The sequence below is a fragment of the Colwellia sp. C2M11 genome (genome assembly GCF_018860915.1).
Taxonomy (GTDB): domain Bacteria; phylum Pseudomonadota; class Gammaproteobacteria; order Enterobacterales; family Alteromonadaceae; genus Colwellia.
This window is the reverse complement of record NZ_JAHKQD010000003.1, coordinates 97,538-111,359: the sequence shown is the minus strand read 5'-3', so window position 1 is coordinate 111,359 and position 13,822 is coordinate 97,538. Positions and strand designations below refer to the sequence as shown.

The 13,822-nt window shown below is 35.4% G+C and carries 7 protein-coding genes; 3 read left to right on the top strand and 4 right to left on the bottom strand.

Annotation, left to right across the window (positions count from 1 at the left end):
• Positions 1-549 precede the first annotated feature (549 nt).
• On the top strand, positions 550-1,497 hold the full coding sequence (gene metA, locus KO509_RS00445) for a homoserine O-succinyltransferase (RefSeq protein WP_215971314.1): 948 nt from the start codon (positions 550-552) through the stop codon (positions 1,495-1,497).
• Between the two features lie 57 nt (positions 1,498-1,554).
• Positions 1,555-5,247, top strand: coding sequence for a methionine synthase (metH, locus tag KO509_RS00440; RefSeq protein ID WP_215971313.1), 3,693 nt, complete (start codon positions 1,555-1,557; stop codon positions 5,245-5,247).
• Between the two features lie 459 nt (positions 5,248-5,706).
• On the opposite strand, the gene raiA is transcribed toward metH, so the two are convergent.
• From raiA to radA, 3 genes are all read right to left on the bottom strand, one after another.
• Positions 5,707-6,045: a ribosome-associated translation inhibitor RaiA gene (gene raiA / locus KO509_RS00435; protein ID WP_215971312.1), complete on the bottom strand. Its 339-nt coding sequence runs from the start codon at positions 6,043-6,045 to the stop codon at positions 5,707-5,709.
• Between the two features lie 284 nt (positions 6,046-6,329).
• Positions 6,330-8,513: a S9 family peptidase gene (locus KO509_RS00430; RefSeq protein ID WP_252727314.1), complete on the bottom strand. Its 2,184-nt coding sequence runs from the start codon at positions 8,511-8,513 to the stop codon at positions 6,330-6,332.
• A gap of 174 nt (positions 8,514-8,687) precedes the next feature.
• Positions 8,688-10,058 (bottom strand): DNA repair protein RadA, encoded by a 1,371-nt coding sequence (radA, locus tag KO509_RS00425; protein WP_215971310.1) that lies wholly within the window; start codon positions 10,056-10,058, stop codon positions 8,688-8,690.
• A 207-nt stretch (positions 10,059-10,265) separates the two neighbouring features.
• Here radA and KO509_RS00420 point away from each other — a divergent pair, with 207 nt between their 5' ends.
• Positions 10,266-12,716, top strand: coding sequence for a PilZ domain-containing protein (locus KO509_RS00420; protein ID WP_215971309.1), 2,451 nt, complete (start codon positions 10,266-10,268; stop codon positions 12,714-12,716).
• 70 nt (positions 12,717-12,786) lie between these two features.
• On the opposite strand, the gene serB is transcribed toward KO509_RS00420, so the two are convergent.
• Positions 12,787-13,806, bottom strand: coding sequence for a phosphoserine phosphatase SerB (gene serB / locus KO509_RS18235; protein WP_303495258.1), 1,020 nt, complete (start codon positions 13,804-13,806; stop codon positions 12,787-12,789).
• Positions 13,807-13,822 lie beyond the last annotated feature (16 nt).

The window sequence follows — 13,822 nt, the reverse complement described above, 5'->3', positions numbered from 1 at the left end:
ATACAAATGCACTTTTTAAATGCAATAAAGTGAGTTTCCATACAATAGAATGCAACCGTGGCTTGTAGCTCATTAGATTACCCTAAAACGATCCTGCTTCATTAGCATGATCTAGCCCTATATCGGATTGATCAAAAGCTTAAAATAAATGCTTGTAAATCTATTTTATATCAGACCGATTGGTCTCTTATATTTGTAAATTTTTATAAACAAAGAAAGCCCTTACTAAAGAAGATACATTTATTGTTTTAAGATGGTAAGTCATGTTGTTGTGAATATGCATACAATTAAAAAAAATTTACTACTTACAAATCGCATAAACATATAATTAAAGTCCATAGCTGATTCACAGGGCTTGCTCAGCTTCATTCTCGCTCTTGGCGGTATTCTCTTTTTAAATGACATTTTACAAATTCAATACGATAATATATAGGTTTAATCTATTTAGCCATCTAAACGTTTAGATGTTGACATATCTAGCAATCTAAGTAGTATTGTAAGTATAGTTTTTCTATACTTTGTTTGCTTTTTCTTCGTCATAGGTGCGTTATGCCAATTAAAATTCCAGATCAATTACCTGCATTATCAGTGTTAGATAAAGAAAATATTTTTGTTATGTCTGAACATAGGGCCATTTCTCAAGAAATACGCCCAATGCAAGTCGCTATTTTGAATTTAATGCCAAATAAAATTGAAACAGAAGTGCAAATACTGCGCATGTTGTCGAATACCCCATTACAAATAAATATAGAGTTTATTCGTATTAATGCCAATGAATCGAAAAATACCCCAACAGAGCATTTAGATACCTTTTACCATTTATTTGATGATGTAAAACATAAACAATATGATGGTTTAATTATTACTGGAGCGCCGTTAGCTTTACTTGATTATTCACAAGTTACTTTTTGGGATAAAATATGTGAAGTCTTTGATTGGGCAGAAAAAAATGTTACTTCAACAATGTTTTCTTGTTGGGCTGCACATGCCGCGCTGTACCATCACTATGGTTTGAATCGCCATTTAAGAAAAAACAAATTATCGGGAATTTTTAATCACAAAGCACTTGATGAAAAAGAACCTTTAACGCGTGGCTTTGATGAAAATTTTAATGTGCCGCATTCTCGCTATGGCTACATTGATAAATCAGATTATGAAAGTATTTCACAAATAAAAGTCTTAGCAGAATCTGAAGAAGCTGGAGTTTATTTAGCTGCGAGTAAAAATAAGCAACAAGTTTATTTAACAGGCCATCCTGAATATGATACCTCTACTTTACACGAAGAATTTTTACGTGATAGCTTAAATGATAGTGGCACGGCGATACCTAAAAATTATTATAAAGACGATAACCAAAATAATCCTCCTATTGGTTCTTGGCGAAGTCATGGTAGTCTATTATTTACTAATTGGCTTAATTATTATGTTTATCAAATTACCCCATATAAATTGGATGCTTCTAATATCAAAGCAATACATCCAGATACCGTCATTTAAGTTTTGTAGATATCCCAAATTTGATTTAAAGATTTATCCATAGGAAACCGATACACCATGAAAAAACATCCTTCATTCGCTTTATTCGAACAGCAATTGGCTAAAAATATTCTAATTCTTGATGGTGCTATGGGAACAATGATCCAAGCCTATAAGTTTGAAGAACAAGATTTTAGAGCAGAGCGATTTGCTGATTGGCATACGGATGTTAAAGGCAATAATGATATGTTAGTGCTTACTCAGCCTGATATCATAAAAGCGATTCACCTTGAATACCTTGAAGCCGGTGCAGATATTCTTGAAACCAATACATTTAACGCCACTACGATTGCTATGGCCGATTATGATATGGAAGAGTACAGCGCTGAAATTAACTTTGCAGCGGCTAAAATTGCCCGTGCAGCAGCAGATGAATACACCAAAAAAAACCCTGAACGTCCTCGTTTTGTTGCCGGTGTTTTAGGTCCAACAAACCGTACCTGTTCAATTTCACCTGATGTGAATGATCCTGCATTTCGTAACGTTACTTTTGATGAATTAAAAGAAGCATACATAGAATCAACTAAAGCCTTAATTGAAGGTGGCAGTGACATTATTCTTATCGAAACCATTTTCGATACCTTAAACGCTAAAGCCGCCATTTTTGCTGTTGAAGTAGTTTTTGAAGAGTTAGGTGTGCGTTTACCGGTAATGATTTCAGGCACAATCACCGATGCCTCTGGTCGTACATTATCCGGTCAAACGACCGAAGCGTTTTATAACTCTTTACGTCACGCTAAGCCGATTTCATTTGGTTTAAATTGTGCTTTAGGACCTGTTGAATTACGTCAATATGTTGCTGAACTAAGCCGAATCTCTGATTTCGCGGTTTCTGCACATCCGAATGCAGGTTTACCTAATGCTTTTGGTGAATACGACTTTAGCGTTGAAGACATGAATACCCATGTTGCTGAATGGGCTGAAGCGGGTTTCTTAAATATTATTGGTGGTTGTTGTGGTACAACACCTGCCCATATTAAAGGTATGGCTGAAGCGGTTGCGAATATTGCACCGCGTAAAATAGAGGCACGTAAAATTGCTTGTCGCTTATCTGGTTTAGAAGCGTTAACCATCGAAAAAGATTCGTTATTTGTTAACGTGGGCGAAAGAGCTAACGTTACTGGCTCTGCCGTGTTTAAACGTTTAATCACCGAAGAAAAATACGATGAAGCCATTGCTGTAGCACTACAACAAGTAGAAAACGGCGCGCAAATTATTGATATCAACATGGATGAAGGCATGTTGGACTCAAAAGCTGCGATGGTACGTTACTTAAACCTCATTGCCGGTGAGCCTGATATTGCCAAAGTACCAATCATGCTTGATTCATCTAAATGGGATATTTTAGAAGAAGGCTTAAAGTGTATACAAGGCAAAGGCATAGTTAACTCTATCAGCTTAAAAGAAGGGGAAGATAACTTCCGCGAGCAAGCTGAATTATTAAGACGTTACGGTGCTGCTGTTATTGTTATGGCGTTTGATGAAGAAGGTCAAGCCGACACGCGCGCACGTAAATACGAAATTTGTCATCGAGCTTATCATATTTTGGTTGATGAAATTGGTTTCCCCGCAGAAGATATTATTTTTGATCCTAATATTTTTGCGGTAGCTACCGGAATTGATGAGCATAACAACTACGCGGTTGATTTCATTGAAGCGGTTAAAGATATTAAAGATAATTTACCTTATGCTATGATTTCAGGTGGTGTATCAAATGTATCGTTTTCATTCCGTGGTAATAACCCTGTTCGCGAAGCTATTCATGCAGTATTTCTTTATTACGCCATTAAAAACGGTATGGATATGGGGATTGTAAATGCAGGCCAACTCGCCATTTATTCTGACCTACCCAAAGATTTAAAAGACGCGGTAGAAGACGTTATCAGCAATAGTGATGATGGTGCCACTGAGCGTTTACTTGATGTTGCTGAAAACTATCGTGGTCAAGCGGGCAGCCAAAACAATAAAGCCGATTTGTCATGGCGTGAATTGCCTGTAGTAAAACGTATTGAGCATTCGCTAGTAAAAGGCATTAATGAATTTATCATTGAAGATACTGAAGAGGCACGATTAGCTGCCGAACGACCTATCGATGTGATTGAAGGTCCGTTAATGGACGGCATGAATGTGGTAGGCGATTTATTTGGTGCCGGCGAAATGTTCTTACCACAAGTGGTTAAGTCTGCTCGTGTAATGAAACAAGCGGTTGCGCATTTGAATCCCTTTATTGAAGCAGAAAAAACCGAGGTTAAGTCAAACGGTAAAGTATTATTAGCTACCGTTAAAGGCGATGTACATGACATCGGTAAAAACATTGTTGGTGTTGTGCTTCAGTGTAATAACTATGACATTATTGACTTAGGCGTGATGGTTTCTTGTGAAGATATTTTACGTGTAGCCAAAGAAGAAAAAGTCGACATTATTGGTTTATCAGGCTTGATCACACCGTCTCTTGATGAAATGGTGCATGTAGCTAAAGAAATGAAACGTCAAGACTTTGAGTTACCATTACTGATTGGTGGTGCAACAACGTCGAAAGCTCATACAGCTGTTAAAATTGAGCCACAATATGAACACCCTGTAGTGTATGTTCCTAATGCTTCACGTTCAGTATCGGTAGTAAGTGCGTTACTTTCTGATGAGCTACGACCTGCCTTTATGCAGCGTCAAAAAGAAGAGTATGTGAAAGTTCGTGAACGTCATTATAAAAAGGGTCCACGCTCAAGTTTAATTTCCCTTGAAGATGCTCGTGCTAATGCAGCGCCAATCTCATTTGAAAATTACACGCCGACTAAACCGAAGAACTTAGGTGTTACTGTACTTGATAATATTGATTTAAGTATTGTGCGTAACTACATTGATTGGACGCCATTTTTTATGACTTGGCAGTTATCAGGTAAATACCCACTTATTTTAAAACATGAAGTTGTCGGTCATGAAGCTACTAAATTATTTAATGATGCTAATGCATTACTTGATGACGTTATTAACAATAAAAAGTTAACGGCAAAAGCGGTATTTGGTTTATTCCCGGCTTATCGTGAAAAAGATGATGTTGTGTTATTTGCTGATGAAGCACGTGAAACGCCAATTACTAAGTTTCATCAATTACGTCAACAAAGTAAAAAACCAGCAGGACAGTTTAACCGTTGTTTATCTGACTATATTGCCACTAAAGAGTCTGGAATTAATGATTACATAGGCGGTTTTGCTGTTTCATCTGGTTTTGGCTGTGACGAATTGGTGAAAGCATTTGACGCAGAAAATGATGACTACAACAGCATACTCATTAAAGCGGTAGCCGATAGGTTAGCAGAAGCAACTGCCGAATATTTACATGAGCAAGTACGTAAAGAATATTGGGGTTATGCGCCAGACGAAAATTTGGAAAATGACGATCTAATTCGTGAAAAATATCAAGGTATTCGCCCAGCGCCAGGTTACCCTGCATGTCCTGAACATACTGAAAAAGGCTTGTTATGGGAACTACTTGATGTTGAAAATAACATTGGCATGGAACTAACCTCAAGCTTTGCCATGTGGCCAGGTGCAGCGGTAAGTGGTTTCTATTTTGCTCATCCAGATGCCAAATACTTTGCTGTAGCTAAAGTAGCTAAAGACCAAGTTGAAAACTATGCCTCGCGCAAAGAAATGACCATGCCACAAGCTGAACGTTGGCTATCAGCCAATTTAGACTACGAGCCAGAGTAATAAGTTAAATAAACGAGCATGCTATTAATCTTGAATGTTAAACTTTGTTGCACTCTTGTGAAGTATATGTGCTTTATACCAATCTCACTAACTATGTGATCATTTCTACTTGCTAAAATCACCAACTACATCGTTATTTATTTAATAATTAGAACAACTAGTTATTGAAATAAATGCCTTGTATTTGGCAATTTTTTCTACGTATAAACTTGTTCACTTAATTAATGAAACTGGTATTAGTTAACCTGAATGTGATTTAAAATATTTTTAATCAGTCAAAACAAGAAAGCTGTACTCTGTTGATCAGAGTACAGCTTTTTATGTAGGTTTACTTGTTAATAATTAATTAAAATAATAGGAATAGTTTAACTAACTTGTACATTAAATAAATATTTGAGTTTAAAACTAATTATTTACTCGTAGTACTTATTAACGTTATAAGGTTAATTTTAAAATACTTTAGGTTGATGCCTGATATAGGTCTGTTTGTGGTACAACAAACTTTTTATTGAATTTGGCCGATAATACACCTTTGCGACGAGCCAGTGAAACTTCGAGTTTCTTCGCTACTTTAGCAATTGCAGCATACAACTGTTTATCTGATGCATTTACGGTAACTTGCTCACCTTCATACAAAGTGGTTACTTCAAGTTTTTGTTGATGCGGCTCAACAGTAATGGTTGATTCTAATGTCATGATTGACGGATAATGCTTAGAGATTTTCGCGAATTTATTCTCGATAGATTGCTTAATACCTTCTGTAATTTCAACATGGTGTCCAGAAATTTTAATATTCATAATCTTACCTCTTGGTCATCTTAATCGTAAACTAATCATTCTTTACATCTTCATAATCCTCCTCTCGTCATAAAAATGCAATAGTAATATGGTAGATAAATGCAATTAAATGTAACTAAAAATTATACATTTTTTATCACACTTTTGATTACATTTAAGGCATGAAAAATGCTTGGTATTATGCGTTGAAAACGCAAAAAATAGAGAGTAAAAAAAACGGCAAGTAACTTAAGTACTTGCCGTTTTATAAAATGAAAATAATGTTACGTAATTTTAAATAGAAGCTATTTAAAGTGCCTATCAAAGAAATTCATAATAGTATTATTCAAATGAACTTTTACTTTTTTACCTTTCATGCTGTGTTTGCTACCAGGGTATGTCATTAGTTCAAATTGTTTATTTTCGTCTTGTAATGTCTTAATCAATTTTGTGGTATTGGTAAACAACACATTATCATCAGCCATCCCATGATAAATCAATAATGGATTTTTTAATTCAGGAGCGTAAGGGAAAACACTCGATTTATCATAACCCTCGTTATTAACACTTGGATGGTTTAAATAACGTTCAGTGTAGTGAGTGTCATATAATAACCAGTCAGTTACTGGCGCGCCACTAACACCGGCTTTGAAGTAATCACCGGCTTTGAAAAGAGCCATTAATGCCATATACCCACCATATGAATGGCCATAAATACCAATGCGCTCTTTATCGACAAAAGGTAATTCATGTAAGTATTTAACACCTGTTATTTGATCTTCTATTTCTACTTGCCCCAATTTTTCATAAATAGGAAATTCAAAAGCAGTCCCTCGAAAATTAGAGCCTCTATTATCTAGTTGGAAGACAATATAGCCTTGTTGTAACATGTATTGAGTAAAGTCTGCTCCTTCCCATGCGTTTTTAACTTTCTGGACGTGAGGACCACCGTAAACATTAACAATAACAGGATATTTTTTACCTGGAGCCATATCATTAGGTGTATATAATTTATAATAGAGTGTTGCTGTACCATCGTCGCTAGTGAGTGTGCCAAAATTAGGTTGAATTAAATCATCATAATATGGGTTACTAGGATGCGTAGCATCTATTTTGTTTTCCGCTAGCCAAGTTATGTGCTTGCCATTAGCGTCATGTAAACTCACTTGGGTAGGTGTATATATGTTAGAGAAACTATCGATATAACTTGCGTTATCTTTACTAAAACTGATGTTATGGAAACCATTACGTTGACTTAAGCGCGCGACATGCTCAGGAGAGTTCCCATGTAATGGTACGCTGTATAAGTGACGTTCAAGTGGAGTGTCTGCACGACCAGTAAAATAAATCAGCCCATTAGTTTCATCAATTTGGTTAATTTCATCTACTACCCAGTTTCCTTTAGTTAGTTGATTTATTAACTCTCCTTCATTAGTAAAGTGATATAAATGCTTAAAACCATCTCGTTCTGAAGCCCAAATAAACGATTTATTATCATTTAAAAATTTGAGGTCATTATGTAGGTTTATCCAATGATCTGAATGTTCTGTAATTAATGTTTTTTGATCACGTGTTTTTAGGTTATAGGTTTTTAACTTTAAGGTTTTTTGATCACGACTCTGCCATTGATAAGATAAAACTTTGCTGTCAGGTAGCCATTTTACACGTGGAATATAAATATCATTTTTATTTCCTTTCGATGTACCACCCTCGGCTTCATCTAATTTAACAAAACGAATTTTTTTCCCTTTTATATCGGTTACCGCTAATTGTATTGTGACATTATTGGTGCCAGTGGCAGGGTAGCGTTGTTCAATTAACTTGATTTCTTCTGCGTATATTTCATTGCGTATTACCGTTTGTACTGGTGTTTCATCTACACGTAAAAAAGCAATGTGCTTTTCATCTGGAGACCACCAATAACCAGTCATTCGATCCATTTCTTCTTGAGCAACAAACTCACTCATGCCATTTTTTATTGTACCTTTACCATCTTTGGTTAATTGTGTTTCTTTACCGGTATTAATGTTTAGTATGAATACGTTTTGATCACGAATGAAGGATGCGTAGTTACCTTTTGGAGAGAATTTTACATCTGTTTCAAATGCGTCTGTTTGGGTTAGGCGTTTCGCTGTTTTGCTTGCTAAATGGTAGTAGTAAATATCACCATTAAGTGGAAATAATAGCGCATTACCATCATTTGAAAAGGTATATTCTATAATACCAAAGCCATAAACCCGTTGACGTTCACGACGGGCTTTTTCTTCATCAGATAATATTTCCGGACCAGTAAATAACACCTGAGAGTCGACAAGTAAGTTATTTTTTTTGCTTTTAAGATTGTATTCCCATAAATCATAACGATTTAAATCGTCACTTTTCCCTTGTAAATAGGTCACTCGTGAGCCGTCTGGGGAAAACTTTAACGACTTAGGTGTTTGTCCATTTAAATCTGGAGAGCTATAAATACGTTCAATAGTTAATGGCATTGTTGTTTTATCTACTTGAGTAGTGTCTTGTTCTGCTGAATGTACTGTATTTGAAAAAATAAGTACTGATGTAAGCAGAGTACAAGAAGTAAAGAAAGAGCTGACTAATTTTTTGTTCATGTATAAACCAATTTATATTTGTAAATGTTATAAGAAAAGGTGATTTACTATCATTTATATCACCTCTAATGCTTCGCTTAATTTTTTGACACCAATGACTTCCATACCTTTTATCGCTTGTTTAGGCATATTATTAAAAGGAACTATGGCTCGTTTAAAGCCATGTTTTGCTGCTTCATTTATGCGTTCTTGACCGCTTGGTACCGGCCGTATTTCTCCAGATAAACCTACTTCACCAAAAATGACTAAGTCTTGTGGTAGGGCGTTATCTTTAAAGCTAGAAACTAATGCAAGAATTAACGCTAAATCGATACTGGTTTCTGTCACTTTTATACCGCCAACAACATTGACGAACACATCTTGATCGTTAAGCTGAAGACCACCATGACGGTGTAAAATAGCCAGTAACATTGATAATCTATTTTGATCTGCACCAACGGCAACACGGCGTGGGTTTCCTAAAGCAGAATGATCAACCAAGGCTTGAATTTCTACCAATAAAGGACGAGTTCCTTCCCATAACACCATCACAACACTGCCGGCCGTTTGTTCTTCGGTGCGACTAAGAAAAATAGCAGAAGGGTTTTTAACTTCTTTTAACCCTTCGCCGGTCATGGCAAATACACCTAATTCATTAACAGCACCAAAACGGTTTTTATTACCACGAAGTGTTCTATAGCGAGAATCAGTACTACCTTCCAGCATAATCGAGCAATCAATACAATGTTCTAGTACTTTAGGGCCAGCTAGAGAGCCGTCTTTAGTAACATGGCCAACTAATAATATAGCAACATGGTATTGTTTAGCAAAACGTGTCAAATAAGCGGCGCTTTCTCTGACTTGTGAAACACTACCAGGTGCAGATTGTATTTCACTCATGTGCATTACTTGAATAGAGTCAATTACAATAATCTTAGGTTGCTCTTTTATGGCAATTTGACAAATATTTTCAACGCTTGTTTCTGAAAGCATCTGTAATTTATCTGTAGGTAAACTTAAGCGTTTAGCACGCATTGCAACTTGCTGTAATGACTCTTCACCTGTGATATACAAAGCCGGCATATTAGACGCTAAAGTACACATAGTTTGTAGTAATAAAGTACTTTTCCCTGCGCCCGGTTCCCCACCAATCAAAATAGCGCTTCCAGGTACAATACCGCCACCAAGAACGCGATCAAATTCAGCAAAGCCAGATGAAAATCGAGGTAGATCTGTCAAATCAATAGCGTCAAGAGTTTGGACTTTTGCTTGTTCATTGTGCGCAGCACCTGCAAACCCAGCAAAGTTTCCACCACGAGCAGGTAGTTTTGCTTGTCTAAATTCTGAAATAGTATTCCAAGCTTTACAGTCATTACATTGACCTAGCCATCGAGAATATTCAGAGCCACAATCTGTGCAGACATAGGCGGCTTTAGCTTTAGCCATACATTCCCTCTTTGTTGTTTATTAGTTATAGGCACAAAAATTGCTTAGTTATTGCTATATCTGTATTGTTGCAGAGAGCTGCAAGATGATGTATTAAATACTATAGCTGAATTTAAGTCGTTCAAATTATAATGCTATTTGAGCTTGCATTATACTTTATTCAAGAAATTCTTTATTAAACAATAAGAGTAAACATAATATTATTCTATGAGCAAAGACTTTTCAAAATACCAAAAGATAATTCATAACTTTCGCGGTGAAGTAAATAAGCCAAGTTTTGATATCAAGTTTACTCAACAGACTAAACAGATGACTAAGACGGAAAAATTCTTATTAAAAATGGAATTGAAACGCTTAGCGAGCACTTGTACTCGGTCTATTGATTTACGTGGTTTAGTTAACGGAGATTGTAAGTTATTTCAATATTGTGGGCAAAGCCACTTTTTAGATGACATTGCTATTAATGTATTTCAAGAAAATGTAGATAAATATCAAGGTTATACTTTCGGCGTTTATGAAGCAGTAAAAAATACAGAAAATAATTTCCGTGTTATTTATCAGAAAGAACAACAGCATATAGATCAGCTAAAATCAAAAGAAGCACAGGTAGAACTTCCTAAAAAAACAATCGAGAAACTTCAATACCCTGTTAAGTACGTTCCTTGTAGTCAACGATATAATCGAATGGAAGAACGAATGAATTTTGTTGTGCCTTTTGCAATAGCGTTGGACGATAATCAGAAAAAGTCAGTGAATAGTATTGATATCAGCGTGACAGGATTAAAGTTTCGATTGAATAGTAAGTTACCTCTTTATATAGACCAAAAAATTACAATCGTTTTCAAAGATATTGAAAGTGACTTTCAATTTTCTCGCGGAGACAGTTTAGAATATCAAATAAAAAATATTTACAGTGATGAAAATACCCAACTTGTTGGTTGCCAACGTATAGATGATTTTGAAAATGATGACTTTAAAACCTTTTTACTTGATTATATTCAAGTTAATAAACGTAGATATAAAATTAATTTAGAAAATACTATTGCGGCATTACAATCTAGAAGCTTTGAACAATATGTTTTACCCAAAATTAATGAGTTACCTATATATTTTCAACTAAACGGCAATCAAATTATTCCTCGTTATGTATTAACAACAAACAATAATCAACCTACCTTTCAATACTGGCAAGATGAAGAGCACCACTCTAATTTACATTCACTCGTTAATGAAGCGCGCTTGCCTCGTTTGTTAAAAAGATATAAGCAAGGTAAGTCGCTGTTGGTTTACAGCTTTATTCATCAACATCAAGGTAAAGACTATTTTTATACTGTAGATGAAGAGCAATTATCTCAAGAAAATGACTTTTTCCCTGAGTTTTTTACTTTTGCAGCTAAAAGAGCTTCTTTTTCAGTGACCAAATTAACTTACTTTACTATTGATAAGTCAACGATACACTCTCCTTTTATTTTATCAAATAGCCAAGATCCAGATGAACAATATATAAACCCACCCCCTTCAAAAGAAGTGATTAATTGTATTGATTCATTGTCCTTTGGTGTTGTTGCTAGTGATATTACGCATCAAACCTCTATTGTTGAGTATCAAGGTTTTTCAAATAAAGGAATAGATGTAAATAAATTGAAAAAGTTTGGACATAAGCGTTTAAAAAATAAATTGGTTGTTCAGCAGTTAGGCATCAGCTATAAGAATTTGCGACAAGAGCCTAGGTTTATTTATAAAACGCCGGTTATATTGGAAAATAATAAACAAGAATGGCAAGCGAACTCTATCGACTTCTCTGTTTCAGGTGTTAAGTTGGTACTAAGTGAAGGTGTAGGGGTTCGTGCTGGTGATGTTATTAGCATGACATTTCCAAGCCTACAAAAGATAACTTCATCCCATGAATTGAAAAAATTACCTTATGAGGTTATAAAAGTTAATCAGAAAAAAACAGTGCTTAATTGCAAAGTTTATATTAGATCACACCAGCATGTAGGTCGCACATTTTTTAAATTATTAATTGAGAAAAATAAAGAGAAGCTAACCACTGATGAAGGAAGTTCATTGTTGCCGGGTTTAGCTGAATCACTGCGTACACACTATTCTCAATGCATTGAAGTTCCTACATTAATTGTACAAACAAGTGGTAGCCGTTACAAAGTAGAAGTGCTGGTTACCAATAATCAGGATAATGATTTTTTAGAGCGATTACGTATACTTAGTGATAGAAAAGGCTATTACAATTTCTATCCTATATTAACCAAGCTATATAAGGATAACTTTCTTGATTCTTGCCTGAAGAAGCTGGTAATAAATGCTGAGCCTATTACTGATGTTCTTTATATTTCTATTGCTAATAATGTTGATCAAATTGATAAAGGGGTGAGTATAAAGTTTGAGCGAGAGTTGAATACGTCAGCGTTGAGGAAAAACTTTATCAAGCAAGCAACCCAAAAAGGCAGTTTCTTCAGTTTTCAATTAAAAATATCACGTACTAACACACCTAATTTAGAATATTTAAACGCTGAGCTTAGCTATATTAGCACTTATGCTATACACCGTAGTAAACAAATAGAGCAAGATATTTTGAGTGTTGTTGCATCTATTCAATGTATCGATATTACGCATGAAGTTTTGTACAGCCATCGATTATAGTTAATACCTCGAATTTTAATGACTGTAGAGTGCAGTTATCGGCTCTATTATTTATAATAGAGCCGTCTCGTTAGGCTAACCAATGTAATAAACAATCTAACCCTTGTTGGTTAATGCTACTATCAGCTTGTGCTAATACAATGGGTTTAGCGTGAAATGCAACGCCGAAGTTAGCAGCAGCCATCATCACAAGATCATTAGCGCCATCACCCATAGCAACGGTTTGAGCATGAGGAATTTGATATTTATCTGCTAATAAATTTAATGAATCTGCCTTTACTTGCGCATCGACAACACTACCTAAGACTTTTCCGGTGAGTTTACCGTCAACAATCTCTAATACATTAGCAAAAGTTGCATCAAGAGCTAACATATCCTTAAGGTGATCAGCAAAATAAGTGAAGCCCCCAGATGCGACTGCGATACGCCAATTATGTTTTTTAAGCTCGCTAATTAATGTTTCTAATCCCGCCATTAATGGAATGTTTTTTGCTACATCGGCAAGAATTTTCTCAGGTGCATTAGCTAATGTTGCAACACGTTGATGTAAGCTTTGAGAGAAATCTAATTGACCTTGCATAGCTAATTCTGTTACCGCAGATACTTCTTCACCAACACCTGCTAATTTCGCTATTTCATCAATACATTCAATTTCAATGGTGGTTGAATCCATATCCATGACTAATAAGCCTGGTGTATTAAGCTTTGGAGCATTTAGAATTAATGCCGCCTCTATTTTATTTGCTAAGGCAAAGTCAGCAATGGCTTGGCGAGATTTAATGAAATCAGTACAAGTCACATTAAAACGATAACTTGTCTGGTTATTGCGGGTGTTTATTGCAATTAAGCTATCAATAGTAAAATAGCCATTACCTTGCAATAATAGTAAATTTTGTAATGTTAAATCAGAAAACACCACTAATTCAGGTTTTGATGAGTCAATATTATGACCTTCATTTAATGCTAAGCGCTCATCATTTAAAGTAAAATCAAGAGGTAATTTACTTTTAATTTCACTCTGTGCAAAGTGATTTTCAAGCGATAATGATGATATTTCAGTAGAAAAGGATACAGTAGTAGAAAAAGACACGTTAACTCTCTATTAT